The organism is Erwinia sp. 198, assembly GCF_003937915.1.
GTDB classification, from domain to species: Bacteria; Pseudomonadota; Gammaproteobacteria; order Enterobacterales; family Enterobacteriaceae; genus Erwinia; species Erwinia aeris.
In genome coordinates this window covers 184886-207123 of record NZ_RHUM01000006.1, presented here as the reverse complement: position 1 = coordinate 207123, position 22238 = coordinate 184886, and the positions used below count along the sequence as shown (strand labels likewise).

Sequence of the window (22238 nt, the reverse complement as noted above, 5' to 3'; positions counted from 1 at the left end):
CTTCACACCTTCCGCAGCAGATAAACGAAGTAAGGCGCGCCGATAAAGGTCGCCAGCAGCCCCGCCGGCACCTGCGCCGGAAAGGCCACCATCCGTCCGCACCAGTCCGCTATCATCATCAGACCGCCGCCAAGCAGACTGGCGATAAGCAGCTGCGGCAGCGCCCGCCGGAAACCCAGCATCCTTGCGATATGCGGTGCCATCAGCCCGACAAAGCTCAGCGGCCCGATGGTCAGCGTGGCCGCCGCCGTCAGCGCCGCCGCCAGCAGCAGCAGCGCCATTCGCGAGGTTTTCAGCGCCACGCCCAGCGAGCGAGCCGTTTCGCCGCCTAACGGCAACAGCGTCAGCCAGCGACGGCACAGCGGCGTCAGCGCCAGCAGCACGGCCGCCACGATTATCGTCCTGATCGCCTGCTCGCCGCTCACGCTATAGGTCGAGCCGGAAATCCACGTCATCAGCCCGGCCATACGCGGATCGCCGCTGGCCATCAGCAGCATCAGCAGAGTGGCAAAGGCGGTACTCAACGCCATGCCCGCCAGCAGCATACGTTCGGGTGAGAAGCCGCCGCGCCCGCCCACAAGAGTAATAATCAGCAGCGTGATCGCCGCGCCCAGGCTGCCGGCGGGCAGCAGCCAGCCGAAGGCGTCGCCGGGCACCAGAAACAGCATCACCACCACGCCAAAGGCGGCGCCGGAGCTGATGCCCAGCACTTCCGGACTGGCCATCGGGTTGCCGGTCAGGCGCTGCACCAGGCAGCCAGCCGCGCCCAGCATCATGCCCGTCGCCAGCGCCGCCGCCAGTCGCGGCATTCGCCAGGGCAACAATTGCTGCCACAGCTCGCCGCTTGCCCACGTCCAGCCGTCAGCGCCGCGTCCGAAGCTTAGGGCCACGGCGCCCAGTGCCAACAGCAGCGCCACGCCGCACAGACACCACAACAGCAGGCCGTGGCGCTCGACCGGCACGCGATCGCCCCGATCCAGCGCGGGCGGCGCGGAAGCGGTACGCAGGCGCGGCAGCAACCACAGCAGCAGCGGCGCGCCAATAATCGCGGTTGCCGTACCGGTTGATATTTCCTGCCAGCGACAGCTGAGCCAGATCACGCTCTGATCGGCCAGCCAAAGCAGCAACATGCCGATAAACGGCGCCAGCAGCATCCGGCTGAGCAGCCGTCTTGCGCCCAGCATTTTTGCCAGCAGCGGCGCAAAAAGGCCGATAAAGCCGATTACCCCCGCCGCGTTTACCAGCTGTGCGCTGAGCACAATAGCCAGCGCCAGCACGCTTAAGCGGGCCAGCGACAGCGCCAGCCCCAGATTCTTCGCCACGCCGTCGTCCAGCCCCATCAGCGTCATCGGCCTGCGTAACAGCAGCGCCAGCACAAAGCCCGTCAGCAGCTTCGGCCACAGGAATTCGACGTTACGCCAGTCCATCTGGTTCAGCGAGCCGGTTCCCCATAAAAAGATATTCTGCAGCCTGTCGTGATTAAACAGGCCGATAAGCTGATTAACCGCGCCGCAATAGAGCGACATCACCAGGCCGGCCAGGATCAGCGTGACCGGAGAAAGCCTCTTCCCCCAGGCGATGCCAAACACAATCAGCCCGATCGCCAGCGCGCCAAGCATAGCGGCAAACTGTTGGTCAAATAGCGGCAGGCTCCAGAGCGCGGCAATGGTCAGGCCAAGCTGCGCGCCGGTGGCGACCCCAAGCGTGGTTGGCTCTGCTAATGGATTGCGCAGCACCTGCTGGAAGAGCAGGCCCACTAACCCAAGCCCGGCGCCTACCAGCAGCGACAGTGCCAGCCTCGGCAGCAGGCTGTAGTGAAACACCATCTGGCTGACGCTTTCGGGACCGGCGGCTTTTATCGCGCTGAACCACAGCGTCGGATCAAGATGCTGGCTGAAGTTATAGCCGGTCAGGCCCAGCGCCAGTGCGAACAGCAGCGTTAAGAAGAACACAGGAAAACGCGCGGAATTTTTCATAGCGACCCCAGCGCCCGATCCAGCGACTGGCAAAAGCGCATCGCAGAAAGCGTTGCGCCGTAGAACCAGACCTGCGGCACGCGGCGAAAACGCTGCTGCCGAACAAAATCCATCGCCTGCCAGAGCGGCGTGGCGCTGACCTGCTGCATTAAATTATCGTCGCCATGCGCAAAACAGATCGCCTCGACGTCTTTTAGCGTTGCCAGCCTTTCCAGCCCGATCACCGCGCTTCCCCAGAAATTGGTTTCGCCCTGCCAGGCGTTTTCCAGCCCCAGCTCGTTCATCACTTCCAGAAACAGGCTGCCCTTGCCAAAAACCAGCGCATGACGCGCATCCAGCAGCGACATCAGCAGCACGGGGCGTCGCTTTCGACCGGCGACGCGCGTTCTGGCGGCGGCGATAAAGGCGTCGAACTGCGCCAGATGGCGCTGCGCCTGCGGCACGCGATCGAGACGGTTGGCCAGCTGCATCAGCGACTGCCGCGCCACGGTCAGCGGTTTGCCGCCGGCGTCGCTGAAGGCGAAGCCCATCGCGGGCGCGATTTTTTCAAACTTGTCGTTGGATGGCCCATAGCCGGAAGAGTAAAGAATGAGCGAAGGCCGCATCTGCATCATCAGTTCAAGATTGGGTTCGGTGCGCAGGCCCAGATCCACCGTCGAGGCAGGCAGCTTTGGCTCGCCGACCCAAAGCTGGTAGTTATACATTTCTGCTACGCCCATCGGCGCGACGCCAAGCGCCAGCAGCAGCTCTGTCGGCAGCCACTCCAGCGACACAATGCGCGCTGCGTCAATGCCAGCCGCGGCACGGCTGCCGAAGGCGGGCAGCAAAGGCGCAAACGCCATTGCCATCAGCAGGCGGCGGCGATAAAAATCCGGCATGGAAATTCCTTTAGTAAACAAAACTTACCGGCGTGCCGCCGTCCGGGTGCGGCAGAATGCCCATTGGGATACCGTAAATGGCCTGAAGCACCTCCGGCTGCATAATCGCGCTGGCATCGCCCTGCGCAATCATCCCGCCGTTGCGCAAGGCGACCAGATGGTCACAGTAGCGGGCGGCCATATTGATATCGTGCAGCACGGCGATCACGGTCAGCCCCCGCTCATGGCTGAGCCGCTTGATAAGCGCCAGCACCTCAACCTGATGAGCGATATCCAGTGCGGAAGTCGGTTCATCCAGCAGCAGGCAGCGGCTGTTCTGCGCCACCAGCATCGCAATCCAGGCGCGCTGGCGCTCGCCGCCGGAAAGGCTGTCCACCAGACGCGAGGCGAAAGGTTTCAGGCCCACCAGCGCAATGGCTTCATCGACGCGATCGCGATCTTCGCTGCCGAAGCGGCCCAGCGCGCCGTGCCAGGGATAGCGCCCCATCGACACCAGCTCCCGTACCGTCATGCCCTCGGCGGCGGGCAGCTGCTGCGGCAGATAGGCGACCTCACGGGCAAAGAGCTTAGCGGGCCACTGCGCCAGCGCTTTATCATTGAGCCGCACTTCGCCGCCGGTCGCGGCGTGATGGCGCCCCAACAGCTTTAACAGCGTGGATTTGCCGGAGCCATTATGCCCAATCAGCCCGCAGACTTTTCCGGCAGGAAAGGTCTGCGACAGCGGCTGGAGCAGGATACGACCCGGAACGGCAAACGAGGCTTGATGCAGCGAGAAGGTACTGTCGGTTACGTGCGGAGAATGCATAACAATCTTCTGCCTGACGGGCGCGGCAAGCCGCGCCCGGTTGAGTTAGAAACGGAAGGTGGCGGTCCCGACGATTTGACGTTCGGCACCCCAGTAGCAGGCGTAGTCGCGATAGCAGCTGGCGACATAATCCCGATCGAAAAGGTTGTTAACGTTGACGCCAACCGACGAGCCAGGCAGGCCAAAACGGCCCAGGTCGTACTTCACCACGGCATCGACGGTGGTGTAAGCCGCCACGTTGAAGTTCTGGTTTGACCTGGAGCCATTTTGCTCCGTATCGGCATAAAGGCCTTTGCTCTCGCCAACATAACGCACGCCGCTTCCCACGGTCAGGCCGGAAAGCGCCGTTTCGTGGAAGGTATAATCGGCCCACAGCGACGCCATGTTTTTCGGCACGTTTACCGGCGTTTTCCCTTTGAGCAGGGTATCGTGCGTGTATTCCGCATCGGTATAGGTGTAGGAGGCGATAACGTTAACGTTGGCATTGACCGCCGCCTTCGCTTCCAGCTCGACGCCGCGCGAGCGGATTTCGCCGCTTTGCACGCTGAAATTGGCAAAATCAGGATCGGGATTCGCCGTCAGATTTTTCGTTTTAGTCAGCTGATAGAGCGCGCCGGTGATCACAATCGGGCGGTCTTTCGGCACGTATTTTACGCCAGCCTCGTACTGCTTAGCGCGTGACGGATCGAACGGCTGCCCTTCAGCGGTGGTTCCGGCAGTCGGAATAAAGGATTCGCTGTAGCTGAAATAAGGCGCCACGCCGTTATCAAAGACGTAGTTCAGACCGCCGCGCCAGGTAAAGGCCTGGTCGTGGTTTTTCGACAGCGTATTACTGTCGCGACTGAATGCCGAGGTCATGGCATAGTCGTAGCGCGTGCCCAACGTCATCACCCAACGATCCCACTCCATCTGATCCTGCGCGTACAGACCGGTCTGCTCCTGCTTGTTCAGATAGTGATACGGGAAGGTGATCGTGGTGCTGTCGTTGCCGTACTGCGGATCCACCGCGCTCAGCGCGGAAGCGGTGCCGAACCCGGCGTTGATATCGTTGCGGGTACGCTGATAGTCGACGCCCAGCAGCAGGGTATGAGCCAGCGCGCCCGTGGCGAATTTCGCCTGCGCCTGGTTATCGACAGCAAACTGGTTCAGCTCTTCTTCAGAACCGGCGTAAGCGCGGGTAATGGCACTGCTGGCGCTGTCGAAACCGTTGCCGTAAATGCTGCGATAGTCGGTGCGCAGATCGGCATAGCGCAGGTTTTGCCGCACGGTCCAGGTATCGTTGAAGCTGTGCGAGAAGTTATAGCCCACCATTTTGGTGTTGCGGGAGATCTTGTTGCTCGCCTCGCCTTCGTCAAAATCGGTACCAAGCTTGTGCTGCCGGCCGTTGGCATCGACAATCGGCACCACGGTACCCTGACGCGGCAGCCAGCCGTAGTAGCCCGTTTCCGGCTCGTTTTGGAAATAGGTTAACAGCGTGAAGTTGGTGTTGGCGTCGGGCTGCCAGCTGAAAGAAGGCGCCACGGTATAGCGCTTCTCTTTCTGCATATCCTGCTGCGCATCCTGACTGCGCGCCAGGCCGGTCAGGCGCCAGGAGTAAACGCCGCCGTCATCCAGCGCGCCGCCGAAATCGAAGCCGGTGGAAAACAGATTATCCGAACCCATCTGGAACTGCACTTCGCGCAGCGTTTCCGTGGTCGGACGCTTGCTGACCAGCGCAACTACGCCGCCCGGGTTGCTCTTGCCGTAAAGCACAGATGCCGGCCCGCGCAGCAGCTCCGCGCGCTCCAGAAAATAAGGATCGATAGCGAACTCGGAGTAGTTGTCGCCCTGCAGCTTCAGGCCGTCCAGATACTGGTTGGTGTTGGTTTCGCTGAAGCCACGGATAGACAGCGCGTCGATAACCTGCGAGCTGCCGCGGTTGCCGGTCATCACGCCGGGCGCATAGTTAAAGGCTTCCTTAACCGTACTGACGTTGCGCATCTCGATTTCGTCGCTGGTCACCACCGAAACGGACTGCGGATTTTTTTCAATCGGCGTATCGGTTTTGGTGCCGGTGGCGCTGCGTTTGGCGGCGATGGTCGGCGCCGGGCCCCAGGCGTTTTCGCTGGCGGCATCGGCGTTGGCGCTGACGGTAATAGTCTGTTCGCTGGCGGCGAAAGCAGAGGAGGAAAGCGCGACGGCAACAAGGCAGGCCAGTCGGCTTACCGGCAAAGCGGATGATTTCAAAGATGAAATAGCCATTTAGCGTTCTCTGATGAAAAGTAGAATGTAAACGAGAATTATTATTATAACGACAGGATGATAGGCGAATTTGCGCCGGGTTCGCAAGAAAAAATCGGGCGCTTTTAGCGCGAATCCAGGGGAGTTCAGGCCAGCTTAAAGCAGGAAAAATAAAGCCGTTATCATGCCATTATGCTGAAAAGCTTCTTTTTGCTGGTTTACTTTTTCTGCCGCCGAGGCCAATAAGGCAAAAAAAAGCCGGCTCGTCAGGAGCCGGCTTTCCACCTGTTTTCAGTTATTTACCAAACATATCCTTGATCCAACCCGCCACGCCGTCCGCATCCTTCTGCTCGTTTTGCGGCTGTTGAGCAGGCTGCTGTTCCTGCTGCTGCTGTTCCTGCTGCTGCATTTGCTGCTGCTGCATTTGCTGCTGCTGCATTTGCTGCTGCTGACAGAGCGCGTCGGCATCGGTGGTCCACACCGGCAGCGTCCGCCAGCTGCTGCTGCCCGTGCCGCAGACAAAGTTACCGGCTGAATCCACGTTCATCGGCGCAATATCTTCCGGCGGCGTCGGCATCAGCGGCATCGGCGCCTGATTGTCCAGATAGCGACGGTAGATCTGCATCGCACCGCTGGCACCGTACAGTTTGGTGCTCTGGTTATTGTCGCGGCCAATCCAGGTAATCGCTACTTCTTTGCCGTCCACGCCCGCAAACCAGCTGTCGATCAGATTGTTAGTGGTGCCGGTTTTCGCCGCCAGATGCGCCTTAGGATAGCGCGAGCCTAACGCGCGGGCCGTGCCCTCTTGCGCAACCTGCTGCATCGCGTAAAGCGTCAGGTAGGCAGCCTGGGCCGGAATGGTACGTTCCGCCTGCGGGAAGCTCTGATAAAGCACGGTGCCGTCTTCGGCAATGACCGAACGCAGCGCGGAAAGCTGCGCGCGGTCGCCGCCGCTGGCGATAGTCTGGAAAGCCTGCGCCACTTCTACCGGCGTCAGGTTCAGTGCGCCCAGCAGCATGGCCGGCACTGGCTGGAGCTCAGCCTTCGGCACGCCGAGTTTGGTCCAGGTATCCACCACCTGCGGCAGGCCCAGCGTCATGCCCAGGTTCACCGTCGGTACGTTCATGGAGTGCGCCAGCGCGTCCACCAGCATCACCTGGCCGCTGAAGCGGCGGTCATCATTCTGCGGCTTCCAGACCTGGCCGTTTGGCTGCTTCAGCGCGATCGGATTGTCGGCAATCCAGGTATTCAGACGATAGCTGTCCGGCTGGCTCAGCGCGGTCAGATAGGTGGCTGGCTTAGCCAGAGAACCAATCGAACGGCGCGCCTGCAGCGCACGGTTATAGCCCGCAAACTGTGGATCGGCGCCGCCAACCATGGCGCGAACTTCGCCGCTGAAGCGATCGACGATCACCATCGCAGTCTCCAGATCCTTCAGGTTGCGCTGTTTACGCAGCGCCGGCATCCCTTCTTCCACGGCTTTTTCCGCCGCATCCTGCGAAACAGAATCCAGCGTGGTGAAAATTTTCACGCCGGACAGATCTTTGATCTTATCGCCCAGCTTCGCCTGTAGCTCATTGCGCACCATCTGCATAAACGCAGGCTGTGGCGTGATCACGCCGCCTTTCGGCTGTACGCCAAGCGGACGGGCGCTGAGCATGTCGTACAGCTCCTGGTCGATCACTTTCTGCTGCTGCAGCAGACGCAACACCAGGTTGCGGCGCTCCAGCGCCAGCTTCGGATTGCGCCACGGGTTATAGAGCGACGCGCCCTTCACCATGCCCACCAGCAGCGCCTGCTGATCCAGGCTCAGCTCGTCTACCGGACGGCCAAAGTAGTAGAGGCTTGCCAGCGGGAAGCCACGGATCTGATCGTTGCCCGCCTGGCCCAGATAAACCTCATTCAGGTAAAGCTCCAGAATGCGGTCTTTGCTGTAGCGCGCGTCCATAATCAGCGCCATATAGGCTTCGTTAGCCTTGCGCCACAGCGAACGTTTGTTGGTCAGGAAGAGGTTTTTCACCAGCTGCTGGGTCAGCGTACTGCCGCCCTGCACCGCTTTTCCTGCCGTGATATTCGCCAGGAAGGCGCGACCGATAGAGTACAGGCTGATGCCGTCGTGCTCGTAGAAATGGCGGTCTTCGGTAGCCACCAGCGTATCGACCAGCAGATCCGGGAAGCCCGCGCGCGGCACAAACAGGCGCTGCTCGCCGTTTGGCGATTGCAGCATAGTGATCAAACGAGGATCGAGACGGAAGAAGCCGAAGTCGCGGCCGCTGTCGAGGTTTTTGATCTCGGTCAGCGAGTCGTTGTCAAAGCTCAGCCGCGCGCGGATTTGCCCTTCCTTGCTGTCCGGGAAGTCAAACGGGCGGCGGATCATCTCAATGCTGTTGCCCTGCACGGTAAACTCGCCAGGCCGCGTCATGCGCGTCACCTCCCGGTACTGCGTGCCTTCCAGCAGCGCGATCATCTCTTTTTTATTGTAGGCCATGCCCGGCTCAAGATTGACCATGCGGCCATACACCGTGGCGGGCAGCTGCCAGACTTTGCCGTCGATACGGCTACGGATCTGCGAATCCAGGTACACCCCGTAGACCGCCATCAGTACAATAAATACCAGCAGCAGCTTAATCATTAAGCTCAGCCAGCCTCTTTTACGCGGCGGCCGCCCTTTTCCTTTACGTGGCACGGGTACTTTCTCCTCGTTATTATGGTCATCATCCTGAAAATCAATATTATCAACATCCCTGCGGCGACCCCGGCCCGCCGTTTTACGCGGGGGGTTGGGCTGTTTACCTTTACGCCCAATAGGTTCGCGATCGTCTGACATTCGTTTCTTTTCTCCAGAGCCGCCGTCGGCGGGCCGACTATGCACTGACATCAACTACGGTGGAACGGGAACCTTCTGAAACCCGATCAGGAAGGTGCGGAATACTTTTTGGTGCGCCGCGTCGGCAGCGCGCTGGCCGGATCGTCGGGCCAGAGATGTTTGGGATAGCGCCCTTTCATCTCTTTTTGCACTTCACGCCAGGCTCCCTGCCAGAAGCCCGCCAGATCGCGCGTGATCTGTAGCGGCCTTTGCGCCGGCGAGAGCAGCTCCAGCACCAGCGGAATGCGCCCTTCGGCCACGCTGGGATTTTGCGCTTCGCCGAACATTTCCTGTAGCCGCACGGCCAGCGCGGGCGGCTTCTCTTCATCGTAGCGGATAGGCAGCCGGCTTCCGGTGGGCACAGTGTAATGAGTTGGCAGCACAGTATCCAGCTGCTGGCGCTGTGACCATGTGAGCAATTGTAATAGCGCGTTGACGCAGTCGATCTGTTTTAACCCTTTTGCATCGCGCACGCCGCTCATCATCGGCAGCAGCCATTTTTCCAGCGAGGTGAGCAGATCGGCTTCGCTGGCGGCGGGCCATGCCTGCTCCGGCAGCCACTGCGCAGCGCAGACCAGCCGCACACGCAGCTGCTCGGCGGCGGGCGTCCAGTTCAGCACCGACAGCCCTTTGCTGCGGATCCAGCGCAGCATCGCCGGGTGCAGCACCGCTTCGTCAGGCTTGCTCAGCGGCTGGGATTTCAGCACCAGCTCGCCAATCTGTTCGCGACGCCAGGCGGAAAGCGTGCCGCGCTCGTCGTGCCATTCCACCTCTACCCGCTGCCCGACAAGCTGCGGCCGCTCGGCGATCAGCGTTTCTATCGTCAGCGGCAGCGCCTGGAGAATGCGCGCGTCGGGCTGCGCGCTGCCCTGTAATAGCGCGGGCGCAAGCAGCCATTCATAGCGGATTAACGCCTCTTCGCGATCGAGCATCGCACCCATGCCGTTAGCCAGCTGATAGCGCCCCTCCGTGCCGCGACGGCGAGCGATACGGTCGGGAAAAGCGCTCGCCAGCAGCGGCGCGGCCAACGCCGCATCGATCGCGCCGCCGGTCAGGCGTAGCCGCTGCTGCAGCTGTTTCGCTCGTTTCTGCCAGTGGGGCTGGGGACGATGCAGCGCGTCCCGCAGATCGACGCTGCCGCGCGGCGGCTCCTCCAGGATCGCCGCCAGCATCGCCGCCGTGGCGGCGCTGTCCGCATCGTTGCCCGCTTCGACCAGCATCGCGGCCAGGCGCGGCTCGCTGCCGAAAGCGGCCATGCGTCGACCTTTGGCCGTCAGCTGTCCGGCATCGGTGGTGGCACCAAGCTGCGACAGCAGCCGCTGCGCCTGGGCCAGGCTGGCGGCGGGCGGTTTATCCAGCCAGGTGAGCTGCGCCGCGTCGTGGCAGCCCCACTGCAGCAGATCCAGCCACAGCGAGCTTAAATCGCTTTGCAGTATTTCCGCGTCGCTGTGGGCCGCCGCGCGTTCCGCCTGCTCTTTGGGGATCAGATGCAGGCAGAGGCCCGGTGCCAGACGACCCGCGCGTCCGGCGCGCTGGATCATCGAAGCCTGGCTGACGCGCTGCGTTTGCAGGCGAGTCAGGCCGGTGCGCGTATCGAACAGCGCCGTCCGCTCCAGCGCGCTGTCCACCACCAGCCGGATGCCCTCGATAGTCAGACTGGTTTCCGCGATATTGGTCGCCAGCACCACTTTTCGGCGGCCGGCTGGCGCAGGAAGGATGGCTTTGCGCTGCTCTGCCAGCGGCAGCGCGCCATATAAAGGACAAAGATCGACATCGCTGGCGACCAGAGAAGCCAGCTGCGTCTGCACCCGCTGGATTTCGCCCACGCCCGGCAGAAACAGCAGTAGCGAGCCAGGCTCTTCACGCAGCAGCTCGCTGACCTGCCGCGCCACCGCCTCTTCAAACCGCTGGCTGGCGGACAGGGATGTGTAGCGCCGCTCAACGGGAAAAGAACGGCCTTCGGAGCTGACAGAGGGCGCATCCGGCAGCAGCGCCTCCAGGCGAGCGTTGTCCAGCGTGGCCGACATCAGCAGTATTTTCAAATCCTCGCGCAGTCCCTGCTGCACGTCCAGCAGTAGCGCCAGCGCCAGATCGGCCTGCAGGCTGCGTTCGTGAAACTCATCCAGGATCACCAGCGAGACGCCTTCCAGCATCGGATCCTGCTGTAGCATCCGCGTCAGGATGCCTTCCGTAATCACCTCCAGCCGCGTGGACGGCCCGCTGCGGCTTTCGGCGCGCATCCGGTAACCCACGGTCTGGCCTGGCGCTTCGCCAAGCTGATCCGCCAGCCGTTGCGCCACGTTACGCGCTGCCAGCCTGCGCGGCTCCAGCAGCAAAATGCGCCCGCTGACCTGCTGCAAAAGCTGCAGCGGCAGCCATGTCGATTTTCCCGCGCCGGTCGGCGCCGCCAGCAGCACCTGCGGCGCATCCCGCAGGGCCGCCAACAGCTCGGGTAATACAGCGCTGACTGGTAATGAACTCACGTCTCTGCTCCTGGCCTTAAGTTGCCGGGCATTGTAGCATTCCTGCTTCTGGAATACCGGAGGGCACCATGAACGAGCAAAAAAGACTGTTTTTCGGTATCGCGCTACCGGCCAACAGCAGTCAGGAGGTTATTGCGTGGCGCGCCGCCACCTTTGCCGAAGAGACTGGCCGTCCGATAGCGGCGGCTAACCTGCATCTTACGCTGGCCTTTTTAGGCGATGTCGGTGCGGAAAAGCAGCGCGCGCTCCAACAAATGGCCGGACGCATCAGGCAGTCGCCGTTCACCCTGACGCTGGATGACGCGGGGCACTGGCCGCGTTCCGGCGTGGTCTGGCTGGGGCCGAAGCAGGCGCCGCGCGGGCTGCTGCAGCTGGCCGGACTGTTACGCTCGCAGGCCGCGCGCAGCGGCTGTTATCAAAGTCCGCAGCCGTTTCATCCGCATGTCACATTATTCCGCAATGCTCTCCAGCCGGTTGCGCTGCCGCCGCGTAATTTCAGCTGGCCGTTTCGCGTGGAGCGCTTTGCGCTCTTCGAGTCGCTGTTCAGCCAGGGCCGCACGCGCTATCGGGAGCTGGCAAGCTGGGAACTGCAACAGGAAAGTTTATGAATTTTACGCCGCCGCTGCGCCAGGCCACGCTGGTCAAACGTTATAAACGCTTTCTGGCCGATGTCATTACGCCAGACGGCACCGAACTAACGCTGCATTGCGCCAATACCGGCGCGATGACCGGCTGCGCGACGCCAGGCGATACGGTGTGGTACTCCACGTCGGACAGTCTGACCAGAAAGTATCCGCACAGCTGGGAACTGACACAAACGCAGCAGGGCCACTGGATCTGCGTAAATACGCTGCGCGCCAACATGCTGGTAAAAGAAGCGCTGCTGGCCGGGCGGATTCCGGAATTATCCGGTTATGCTGATTTACAAAGTGAAGTGAAATATGGCGCTGAAAAAAGCCGTATTGATTTCCTGTTAAAGGCAGAGGATCGCGTCAACTGCTATATTGAAGTCAAATCCGTAACGCTCTTACAACAGGGTAAGGGTTACTTTCCGGATGCGGTTACCGAGCGTGGCCAGAAGCATCTGCGCGAACTGGCGAAGATTGCGGAAAATGGCGAGCGCGCGGTGCTTTTATTTGCCGTTCTGCACTCGGGGATTGAGGACGTTACCCCGGCGCGTCACATTGATGTACGCTACGCAGAACTCATGGTTCAGGCGCGCGCAAGCGGGGTCGAGGTGCTTGCCTGTAAAGCGAGCCTCTCGCCTGAAGGTCTGGTCGTAGAGAGGGAACTTATTGTGAATGCGTAATTCAGACGCAATTAGCTGTTATATGAAGGGTCTTATGTCGCGTCAGATACGCTTTTCCTCACAGCCTTGTCAAGGGATGTTCAGGAATAATTGCCAACCTTGATCGCTTCTGCTATTTATAGCGACCTGTTTTTATCCCCTCTGGGGATCGATAGTGCGTGTTATCCAGGAGAAACAACATGCAAGAAGGGCAAACCCGTAAAACCTCGTCCCTGAGTATTCTCGCCATCGCTGGTGTGGAACCCTATCAGGAGAAGCCGGGCGAAGAGTACATGAATGAAGCCCAGCTGGCGCATTTCAAGAAGATCCTTGAAGCCTGGCGTAACCAGCTTCGGGATGAAGTTGATCGCACCGTCACGCATATGCAGGATGAAGCTGCCAACTTCCCCGATCCGGTTGACCGGGCAGCACAGGAAGAAGAATTCAGTCTTGAACTGCGTAACCGTGACCGCGAGCGCAAACTGATCAAAAAGATCGAGAAGACGCTGAAGAAAGTAGAAGATGACGATTTCGGCTACTGCGATTCCTGCGGCGTTGAAATCGGTATCCGTCGCCTTGAAGCACGTCCTACCGCCGATCTTTGCATCGACTGTAAAACGCTGGCGGAAATCCGCGAAAAACAAATGGCCGGTTAATGGCTAATGGATTGTGCAGTGAGGCATCCGCTTCACTGCCTGTCTCTTCTCCGATGTCATCCTGTATCGGGCGCTTCGCCCCATCCCCTTCCGGTGAACTCCACTTCGGCTCGCTGATAGCCGCGCTTGGCAGCTATTTGCAGGCACGCGCGCAGCAGGGCAAATGGCTGGTGCGCATTGAAGATATCGATCCGCCTCGCGAAGTGCCCGGCGCGGCGCGGCGCATTCTTCAGCAGCTGGAGCAGTATGGTCTGCACTGGGATGGCGAGGTGCTCTGGCAGTCGCAGCGTCATGAAGCCTATCGGGAAGCGCTGGCCTGGCTAAATCAGCAGGGCCACAGCTATTACTGTACCTGTACGCGCAGCCGCATTCGGCAAATCGGCGGCCTTTACGATGGCTACTGCCGGACGCGACAATGCGGCCCGGATAATGCGGCACTGCGTTTGCGCGTCGATCGCCCCGTGGCGCATTTTACCGATACGCTGCGCGGCGAGGTGATGGCCGACGCCGCGCTGGCGCAGGAAGATTTTATCATTCACCGCCGCGACGGCCTGTTTGCCTATAATCTTGCGGTGGTGGTGGACGATCATTTTCAGGGCGTGACGGAAGTCGTCAGAGGTGCCGACCTGATCGAGCCGACGGTACGACAGATAACGCTGTACCAGCGCTTCGGCTGGCCGGTGCCGGGCTACCTGCATTTGCCGCTGGCGGTCAACGCCGATGGCAACAAGCTTTCCAAGCAAAATCATGCACCGCCGCTGCCGGCAGGCGATCCGCGGCCCATGCTGGCACAGGCACTGCGCTTTTTAGGCCAGCCGGTCAGCGAAGGATGGCGCGACGAAACGCCGTCTGTTTTACTGGAAAAAGCGGTCGCCGCCTGGGATCTGACCCGCGTGCCGCGCCAGAATATACTGTTGCAAAATGGTTAGTAGAAAGTGAATACGCGCGCCCGCTCTGGCCTGAAAACGAGAGCGAAGCGAGATGAGCATTCTCAAACGCGCCACACTGAGCTATGATTAGCCGCTGTTTTTTATCGCCCAGCTTTAACGTCACTATCGAGGTGTCCCATTTTTACCCGAGTTGCTAATTTTTGCCGAAAAGTTTTGAACCGCGAAGGCGAGGCGCCAGCCGAGGTGCAGGTTGCGCCTAAGATAACCGTGATCCCGCGTGACGGGCACGCTATCTCGCGTAAAGACATCAGTGAAAATGCCCTCAAGGTATTGTACCGACTGAATAAAGCGGGCTATGAGGCTTACCTTGTCGGTGGCGGCGTCCGCGATTTACTGCTGGGCAAAAAACCGAAAGATTTTGACGTGACCACCAACGCCACGCCGGAGCAGATGCGTAAGCTGTTCCGCAACTGCCGTCTGGTCGGCCGTCGTTTTCGCCTCGCTCATGTCATGTTCGGGCCGGAAATCATTGAGGTCGCCACCTTCCGTGGCCATCACGAAGCGGAACAGCCGGAGTCCGATCGCAACAGCTCGCAGCGCGGCCAGAACGGGATGCTGCTACGCGACAACATTTTCGGCACCATTGAAGATGACGCCCAGCGCCGCGATCTGACTATCAACAGCCTGTATTACAGCGTGGCCGACTTCAGCGTACGCGACTATGTTGGCGGCCTGAACGACCTGCATCAGGGCATTATCCGTCTGATTGGCGATCCGGAAACGCGCTACCGTGAAGATCCCGTGCGGATGCTGCGTGTGATCCGTTTCGCCGCCAAACTGGATATGAGCATCGCCGCCGAAACGGCAGAGCCGATCCCTCGACTGGCAACGCTGCTGCACGATATTCCGCCCGCGCGCCTGTTTGAAGAGACGCTGAAGCTGTTGCAGGCCGGTTATGGCTACACGACCTATTTGCAGCTGCGTGAATATCAGCTGTTCCAGCCGCTCTTCCCGCTGATCACCCGCTACTTTACGGACCAGGGCGACAGCAATATGGAACGCATGGTGGTGCAGGTGCTGAAAAACACCGATAACCGCATTCATAACGCTATGCGCGTTAACCCGGCGTTTCTGTTCTCGGCGATGTTCTGGTATCCGCAGCTGGAAGCGGCGCAGAAAATCGCCCAGGAAAGCGGCCTGGCCTACTATGACGCTTTCGCGCTGGCGATGAACGACGTGCTGGATGAAGCATGCCGCTCGCTGGCTATTCCGAAACGCATTACCACGCTGGTGCGCGATATCTGGCAGCTGCAGCTGCGCCTTTCCCGCCGCCACGGCAAGCGTGCCTGGAAGCTGATGGAGCATCCTAAATTCCGCGCCGCTTACGACCTGCTGGCGCTGCGCGCCGAAGTAGAGAATAACCAGGAGCTGCTGCGCCTCTCCGCCTGGTGGGGCGAGTTCCAGGTTGCCGCGCCGCCGCAGCAGAAAACGATGCTGAATACGCTTGGCGACGATCCGGTGCCGCGTCGCCGCACCCGCCGTCCACGCAAACGCGTGCCTGGCCCTCGTCGCGACGGTAACAACAGCAACGTATGAGGGCGTATCTCGCCTTAGGCAGCAACCTGGCCGATCCTTTGCATCAGGTGCAGTCCGCGCTTGATGCACTGGCCGGGCTGCCGCAAACCTCCCTGCTGGCCACTTCCCCCTTCTACCGCACGCCGCCCTACGGCCCGCCGGATCAGCCAGACTATCTTAATGCCGCCGTGCTGCTGGAAACGGCGCTGCCGCCGGAAACGTTGCTTGATCATACCCAGCGTATTGAGCAGGAACAGGGACGCGTACGTAAGGATGAGCGCTGGGGCCCGCGCACGCTGGATCTGGACATCATGCTGTTTGGCGATCTGACGATTAACACGTCGCGTCTGACCGTACCGCACTACGATATGCGCAACCGCGCGTTTATGCTGGTGCCGCTGCTCGCCATCGCGCCGGAACTGATTTTACCGGACGGCACGCCGCTTAAAAAACTGGTCGCCACGCTGGACTGCCGGGCCATTAAGTCCTGGTAGCCAGGCTACCGCCCTTCCTTTAAGATACGCCCACCAGAACACTTTCTCAGAGGTTGTGATGAAACCGACAACGGTCTCCACCCTTCGCCAATGGAAAAAAAGCGGCCGCAAATTCGCTTCTGTCACCGCTTATGACTACAGCTTCGCTCGCCTGTTTGCCGACGAAGGCATCCAGGTCATGCTGGTCGGCGATTCGCTTGGTATGGTCGTTCAGGGCCATGATTCCACGCTGCCCGTCACGCTGGCGGATATCGCCTATCATACCCGTGCCGTGCGTCGTGGTGCCCCTGCCGCGCTGCTGATGGCCGATCTGCCTTTTATGACCTTCGCCGCGCCGGAACAGGCTTTTGCCAGCTCGGCCGAGCTGATGCGCGCGGGCGCGAACATGGTGAAAATCGAAGGCGGTGCCTGGCTGAGCGACACCGTGCGCCAGCTGGCCGAACGCGCCGTACCGGTCTGTGGGCATCTGGGCCTGACGCCACAGTCGGTCAATATCTTCGGCGGCTATAAAGTGCAGGGTCGCGATAGCGAGGCGGCGGAGACGCTGCTGGCCGACGCGCTGGCGCTGGAAGCGGCCGGCGCGCAAATGCTGGTGCTGGAGTGCGTACCCGTCGCGCTGGCGCAGCGCGTGACCGAGGCGCTGGCTATTCCGGTGATCGGCATCGGTGCGGGCAACGTGACCGACGGTCAGATCCTGGTAATGCACGACGCCTTCGGCATTACCGGCGGGCATATTCCTAAATTCGTCAAAAATTTCCTGTTGGAAACAGGCGAGATGCGCGCTGCCGTCAGGCAGTATGTAGCGGAAGTCGAAGCGGGAACGTATCCTGCTGAAGAACACAGTTTTTACTGAGACGGGAGCGGCAAGTGCTGATTATTGAAACCTTACCCATGCTGCGGCGTGAGATCCGCCGCTGGCGGCAAGATGGCAAGCGTATCGCGCTGGTGCCCACGATGGGCAATCTGCACGACGGCCATATGACGCTGGTAGACGAAGCCCGCGAGCGCGCCGATATTGTGGTTACCACTATTTTCGTTAACCCGATGCAGTTTGAGCGCGCTGACGATCTGGCGCGCTATCCGCGCACGCTCCAGGAAGACTGTGAGAAGCTGAACCGCCGCAAGGTGGATTTGGTGTTTGCGCCCGCGCCCGATGATATCTATCCAAAAGGGCTTGGCGAGCAGACGTTTGTCGAGGTGCCAGGCCTCTCTTCGCTGCTGGAAGGCGCCAGCCGCCCGGGCCATTTTCGCGGCGTATCGACCATCGTCAGCAAACTGTTTAACCTCGTACAGCCCGATCTGGCCTGCTTTGGCGAGAAGGATTTCCAGCAGCTGGCGCTGATCCGCAAGATGGTTGCGGACATGGGCTACGATATCGAGATTGTCGGCGTGCCGACGGTGCGCGCGAAAGACGGCCTGGCGCTCAGCTCGCGTAACGGTTATCTGACGCCCGACGAGCGAAAAATTGCGCCCGCACTGAGCCGCGTCATGAACAGCATGGCGGAAAGGTTGTCCAATGGAGAACGTCATGTCGATGAGATTGTTGCCGATGCGGAAGCCGCGCTGGCCATCCACGGCCTGCGCGCTGACGGACTGGCGATTGTTGATGCCGAAACGCTGCTGCCGCTGACGGTAGAAAGCAAAAGCGCGGTCATCCTGATGGCGGCCTGGCTGGGCAAGGCGCGCCTGATCGATAATCAACAGGTCGATTTAACGGCATAGCGTGCCGATTATTGCTTATTCACCAGAGGTAAATGATGAACCGTACCATGCTGCAGGGCAAACTCCACCGCGTCAAAGTCACGCAGGCGGATCTGAACTACGAAGGCTCCTGCGCCATTGACCAGGACTTTCTGGATGCTTCCGGCATCCTGCAATATGAAGCGATCGATATCTATAACGTGACTAACGGCCAGCGCTTTTCTACCTATGCTATCGCGGCCGAACGTGGCTCGAAGATTATCTCCGTCAACGGCGCGGCCGCCCGCTGCGCCTGCGAAGGCGATATTCTGATTATTTGCTCTTACGTAACCATGCCGGATGCCGAAGCCCGTGAATGGCAGCCGAAAGTCGCCTACTTTGAAGGCGATAACGTGATGAAGCGTCTGGCGAAAGCGGTGCCGGTTCAGCTCGCCTGATCGGCTGGCGGGGGATCGCTCCCCCGCTGTTTACCCTCTCTCTGTGTCTTTTCCCTGCTCTCTGCTGGCCTGCTTCAGGGCTACGCCTGTTTGCTTTTACCCATTGGTTGCATCTCTATATTTTCGGGTGCCGGTCGCGGCGTTGAAGTTTGAGCCGCAGGTCGCGGCGTTGAAGTCTGAGTTGGAGGTTGTGGCGTTGAAGCCTGAGTTGGCGGTTGCGGCGTTGAAGTCTGAGTTGGAGGTTGCGTAGCCGGTTGCGGCGTTGAAGCCTGAGCGGTAGATTGTGACGATGAAGCCAGAGCCGCAGTTTGACCCGGCGTGGCGGCATGAGCCTGCGCGGTTGGCTGAGGTGGCGTAGAAAACTGCTTTCTAAGCTGTTCAGCGGTCCACTGCTGCGCATTGTTCATGGCACCCGTAACGTCATTTTTTACCCTACTCAGGCCGTTCCCCATTGCGTTGCGCGTATTGGTCGCCCCCTCAGCAAATGAAGTGGCGCCCCGGGAAGCCTTATCTTTAAACTGCGTCGCTTTGTTTTGAGCACCAGTGGCTCCCTGCCTTAACAGATCCACGGCTTCATCTCTTAACTCCCCGGTTTTCTGCCCGACCAGGCTATTAACGATTTTATCTGCCACTAAATCCACGGCCTCGTCATTGCGGGTGGGTGCCGGCCCGGCCAACGCGCCTGCGACGCCCTGAAAAGCATAGGCCAGTGCGGCACCCACCAGGTTAATCGCCTGATCTTTAGCGATTTCGGTTGGCGAGGTCAGCTGGCCTGCGGTGAGGCGGCCGATAATATCATCAATGGCGCCCGAAGGGGCAGAGCTCACGGCTCCGCTCACGCCGGGATTACGCGCGACATTTCGTAAGGCATTGTTGCCGGCAAGCGCCACGGCTAAAGCGCCAATTTCCGACACCATGTTTCCCGAAGTAACATTCAGCATGCCTTTGGCGTAATTACGCGGCGTTACTACGCTAAGCAGCAGCGTTTTCAACCTTTCCGCGCCGCCGGACATGACCTGCTGCTTTACGCTGGTTGCTTTCAATGCGTTATATTGCTCTTTCCAGTCGGTCCGTCCCAGCAGGTATTCAGGGCCGTGAGAAGCGCTGAATTTGTTGGTAAGGACGCCGCCCGCCGCGCCTGCCGCCAGACTCAGCACGTTGCTGGTATGAGATACCGCCTGAGGATTATTGTGTGATGCTACTGCCACCGCGCCCACGACGGCATTACGCCCGTTGAATCCCTGGCCCCCCAGCGGGGCCAGTTTCAGGCTCTCTCCCAGGCCCTGACGTTTTTTCAGCACCTCCTGCATTTCCGGTTCCAGCTTTTCGGCGTCTGCGGCCAGCCACAGCGTATCTTTTGTCGTGTTAGCAAAAACTTTATCCCCTACCGCTTTCATCACCATCGCCGTTGCGCCATCAACGGCACCGGCCAAGGCTTCTGAGCCCGGAGAAGCACCGTCAATACCGGCCGCCAGCTTGAGCGCGCCTGAGGCATAACCCGAGATGGCAAAAGGGAACGCTTTCACCGCGTTGCCTGCCGCCTCGCTAATAAAATCCAGCTGCTGCCCTTTAGCCATATTTTCAGCCACGTCATGGGATGTTTCCTCCATATCGTGCAGCTCTGTAGCCCGATCCCGCACCAGCGCTTGTAATCCGTCACTGCCGGGAAAATAGTGATTGAGCTGGGTAACCATGTTTTCAATAGACCGCTCGCGCGCAGCGTCTGCTGGTGTGGTTACTGCCGTAGAAGGGCCTGCCCCACCGGTACCCCGGGCGCGAGCCTCCTGAGCGGAAGTTGCCTGGCCTGAAGAGTGAGCGGCGGTAGTTAAGGCAGAAGGTAATGCATTTACGCCTGGCATAAGTCTGATCCCCGGCTAAGTCAAAGATAGCAGGCTTGTGGCCTGCTGATTTATCGTGACGACACCGGCCATACTTAATACCAGTACAACGTGCTCGCGATAGGACTGAGTGGCAACAGGGAGGAAAAAGTTTGCCGCTAAATAAGGTTTTCTTATATTCAGTGATGGACGTCAAATAATGCGGGGATGGAGATCGTGCTCTTTGCGGTTACGCTTTCTTTATGAGCCAGCTCCGTTCAGCCACCTTCTCCATGCAGAGAGAAGGCGGTTCAGCCCCCCTTCCCACTGCGGGAAGAGAGGCCTTTAAGCGTTTAGGTACGCAGCCCTCTTCCGCGCTGGATCAGCCACCAGACCAGAATGTAAAACACCGCGATAAAGCCTACCAGCACCGCCAGAGTAAACACCAGCGGCACGTCGGAGATGCCCAGGAAGCCAAAGCGGAAGCCGCTGATCATATAGACGATCGGGTTCAGCTTCGACACCATCTGCCAGAACGGCGGCAGCAGCGTCAGCGAATAGAACACGCCGCCCAGATAGGTTAACGGCGTCAGCACAAAAGTCGGGATCAGGCTGATGTCGTCAAAGGTTTTAGCAAAGACCGCGTTCAGCAGGCCCGCCAGCGAAAACAGGATCGCCGTCAGCAGCAGCGTTACCGCCACCATCAGCCAGGAGTGCACGTGAAACGGCACAAAGAACAGCGATACCGCGGTCACCAGGATCCCGACGCAGACGCCGCGCGCCACGCCGCCGCCGACATAGCCAGCGATAATGACGTGCGTCGGCACCGGCGCCACCAGCAGCTCTTCGATATTGCGCTGGAATTTCGAGCTGAAAAAAGAGGACGCTACGTTGGCATAGGCATTGGTGATCACCGCCATCATAATCAGCCCCGGCACGATAAACTGCATATAGCTGAAGCCATGCATATCGCCGATGCGGGAGCCAATCAGGTTGCCGAAGATAATAAAATAGAGCGTCATGGTGATAACCGGCGGCACCAGCGTCTGGATCCAGATCCGGGCAAAACGGTTAATCTCTTTTCCCCACAGACTTTTCAGGGCAACCCAGTACAGATGTGTCATGCTTTCTCTCCTTTGCGACCGTTTACCAGGTCTACAAACAGCTCCTCAAGGCGGTTAGCCTTGTTGCGCATACTTAATACCTTGACGCCCTGCTGGCTGAGCTGGCTGAAGACGCTGTTCAGCCCCTGCTCGCGCATGACTTCCACCTCCAGCGTTGAGGTATCCACCAGCCGATACTGGAAGCCTTCCAGCGCCGGCAGCGGGCTTTTCGCCGCCAGATCGAAGATAAAGGTTTCCGATTTCAGCTTCGCCAGCAGTCCTTTCATGGTGGTATTTTCCACCAGACGGCCATGCTGGATAATGCCGATATTGCGACAAAGCATTTCGGCTTCTTCCAGATAGTGGGTGGTCAGGATGATGGTGGTGCCTTTGGCATTCAGATCCTGCAAAAAGCTCCACATCGAGCGGCGCAGCTCAATATCCACGCCCGCGGTCGGCTCATCCAGGATCAGCAGCTTTGGCTCGTGCATTAGCGCGCGGGCGATCATCAAGCGGCGTTTCATGCCGCCGGAAAGCATCCGCGCTCGCTCGTTGCGCTTGTCCCATAGATCGAGCTGCTTTAGGTATTTTTCCGCCCTTTGCAGCGCGTCTTTTTTCTCAACGCCGTAAAGGCCCGCCTGGCTGACCACGATTTGCAGCACGGTTTCAAACTGGTTGAAGTTAAACTCCTGTGGCACCAGCCCCAGCTGGCGCTTGGCGTTGACCACATCCTGCTGCAGGTCATAGCCAAACACCCGCACCTTGCCGGCGGTTTTATTCACCAGCGAGCTGATAATTCCGATGGTGGTGGATTTACCCGCGCCGTTGGGGCCAAGCAGCGCATAAAAATCGCCTGCTTCCACGTTAAGATCGATTCCTTTCAAGGCCTGAACGCCACCCGCATAGGTTTTGGTCAGCTTTTCAAGTTCCAGTGCATAAGTCATAGGTAAAGGATTGCCCTGTTTTGTATGGTTTTCTTGTTTAGCGTTTTCAATCACAGTTTGATGGCCTATATTACTGCCACGCATATCAAGTTATGGCGCTATAAA

General features: G+C 59.7%; 18 protein-coding genes. 9 read left to right on the top strand and 9 right to left on the bottom strand.

Annotated elements, in window-relative coordinates; translation table 11 throughout:
- Nucleotides 1-2: 2 nt before the first annotated feature.
- The 6 genes from fhuB to hrpB all read right to left on the bottom strand — a co-directional run bounded on the left by fhuB (nucleotide 3) and on the right by hrpB (nucleotide 11228).
- Complete coding sequence (gene fhuB / locus EGK14_RS10655; RefSeq protein ID WP_125289075.1) at nucleotides 3-1976, bottom strand: Fe(3+)-hydroxamate ABC transporter permease FhuB; 1974 nt, start codon at nucleotides 1974-1976, stop codon at nucleotides 3-5.
- Complete coding sequence (gene fhuD / locus EGK14_RS10650) at nucleotides 1973-2854, bottom strand: Fe(3+)-hydroxamate ABC transporter substrate-binding protein FhuD (RefSeq protein ID WP_125289074.1); 882 nt, start codon at nucleotides 2852-2854, stop codon at nucleotides 1973-1975. Before fhuD ends, fhuB begins: the two co-directional genes overlap by 4 nt.
- A gap of 10 nt (nucleotides 2855-2864) precedes the next feature.
- The gene (fhuC, locus tag EGK14_RS10645) at nucleotides 2865-3659 is read right to left on the bottom strand and encodes a Fe3+-hydroxamate ABC transporter ATP-binding protein FhuC (protein WP_125289073.1); all 795 of its coding nucleotides are present in this window, start codon (nucleotides 3657-3659) and stop codon (nucleotides 2865-2867) included.
- A gap of 45 nt (nucleotides 3660-3704) precedes the next feature.
- Entirely contained in the window at nucleotides 3705-5900 is a 2196-nt protein-coding gene (gene fhuA, locus EGK14_RS10640; RefSeq protein WP_125289072.1) for a ferrichrome porin FhuA, read from the bottom strand.
- A 274-nt stretch (nucleotides 5901-6174) separates the two neighbouring features.
- On the bottom strand, nucleotides 6175-8706 hold the full coding sequence (mrcB, locus tag EGK14_RS10635; RefSeq protein WP_125289071.1) for a bifunctional glycosyl transferase/transpeptidase: 2532 nt from the start codon (nucleotides 8704-8706) through the stop codon (nucleotides 6175-6177).
- An 86-nt stretch (nucleotides 8707-8792) separates the two neighbouring features.
- Nucleotides 8793-11228: an ATP-dependent helicase HrpB gene (gene hrpB / locus EGK14_RS10630; RefSeq protein ID WP_125289070.1), complete on the bottom strand. Its 2436-nt coding sequence runs from the start codon at nucleotides 11226-11228 to the stop codon at nucleotides 8793-8795.
- Between the two features lie 68 nt (nucleotides 11229-11296).
- Between hrpB and thpR the strand changes: the two genes are divergently transcribed.
- From thpR to panD, 9 genes are all read left to right on the top strand, one after another.
- Entirely contained in the window at nucleotides 11297-11836 is a 540-nt protein-coding gene (gene thpR / locus EGK14_RS10625; protein ID WP_125289069.1) for an RNA 2',3'-cyclic phosphodiesterase, read from the top strand.
- Nucleotides 11833-12537, top strand: coding sequence for a DNA/RNA nuclease SfsA (gene sfsA / locus EGK14_RS10620; protein WP_125289068.1), 705 nt, complete (start codon nucleotides 11833-11835; stop codon nucleotides 12535-12537). The genes thpR and sfsA overlap by 4 nt, the downstream gene beginning before the upstream one ends.
- Nucleotides 12538-12716: 179 nt before the next feature.
- Nucleotides 12717-13172, top strand: a complete 456-nt coding sequence (dksA, locus tag EGK14_RS10615; protein WP_125289067.1) for an RNA polymerase-binding protein DksA — start codon at nucleotides 12717-12719, stop codon at nucleotides 13170-13172.
- Nucleotides 13173-13225: 53 nt separating this feature from the next.
- A complete protein-coding gene (gene gluQRS, locus EGK14_RS10610; RefSeq protein ID WP_125289151.1) occupies nucleotides 13226-14101 on the top strand; it encodes a tRNA glutamyl-Q(34) synthetase GluQRS in 876 nt (291 codons plus the stop codon).
- Between the two features lie 138 nt (nucleotides 14102-14239).
- A complete protein-coding gene (pcnB, locus tag EGK14_RS10605; protein WP_125289066.1) occupies nucleotides 14240-15658 on the top strand; it encodes a polynucleotide adenylyltransferase PcnB in 1419 nt (472 codons plus the stop codon).
- Nucleotides 15655-16131 carry a 2-amino-4-hydroxy-6-hydroxymethyldihydropteridine diphosphokinase gene (folK, locus tag EGK14_RS10600; protein WP_125289065.1) on the top strand — a complete coding sequence of 159 codons (477 nt, stop codon included), beginning with the start codon at nucleotides 15655-15657 and terminating at the stop codon, nucleotides 16129-16131. The genes pcnB and folK overlap by 4 nt, the downstream gene beginning before the upstream one ends.
- Nucleotides 16132-16189: 58 nt before the next feature.
- Nucleotides 16190-16984 (top strand): 3-methyl-2-oxobutanoate hydroxymethyltransferase, encoded by a 795-nt coding sequence (gene panB / locus EGK14_RS10595; protein ID WP_125289064.1) that lies wholly within the window; start codon nucleotides 16190-16192, stop codon nucleotides 16982-16984.
- A gap of 14 nt (nucleotides 16985-16998) precedes the next feature.
- A complete protein-coding gene (panC, locus tag EGK14_RS10590; protein WP_125289063.1) occupies nucleotides 16999-17853 on the top strand; it encodes a pantoate--beta-alanine ligase in 855 nt (284 codons plus the stop codon).
- A gap of 35 nt (nucleotides 17854-17888) precedes the next feature.
- Nucleotides 17889-18269, top strand: coding sequence for an aspartate 1-decarboxylase (panD, locus tag EGK14_RS10585; protein WP_125289150.1), 381 nt, complete (start codon nucleotides 17889-17891; stop codon nucleotides 18267-18269).
- A gap of 80 nt (nucleotides 18270-18349) precedes the next feature.
- Here panD and EGK14_RS10580 read toward each other — a convergent pair whose 3' ends face one another.
- The 3 genes from EGK14_RS10580 to EGK14_RS10570 all read right to left on the bottom strand — a co-directional run bounded on the left by EGK14_RS10580 (nucleotide 18350) and on the right by EGK14_RS10570 (nucleotide 22133).
- Entirely contained in the window at nucleotides 18350-20128 is a 1779-nt protein-coding gene (locus tag EGK14_RS10580; protein WP_125289062.1) for a hypothetical protein, read from the bottom strand.
- 311 nt (nucleotides 20129-20439) lie between these two features.
- The gene (locus EGK14_RS10575) at nucleotides 20440-21210 is read right to left on the bottom strand and encodes an ABC transporter permease (RefSeq protein ID WP_125289061.1); all 771 of its coding nucleotides are present in this window, start codon (nucleotides 21208-21210) and stop codon (nucleotides 20440-20442) included.
- On the bottom strand, nucleotides 21207-22133 hold the full coding sequence (locus tag EGK14_RS10570; RefSeq protein WP_125289060.1) for an ABC transporter ATP-binding protein: 927 nt from the start codon (nucleotides 22131-22133) through the stop codon (nucleotides 21207-21209). The genes EGK14_RS10575 and EGK14_RS10570 overlap by 4 nt, the downstream gene beginning before the upstream one ends.
- Nucleotides 22134-22238: the final 105 nt, after the last annotated feature.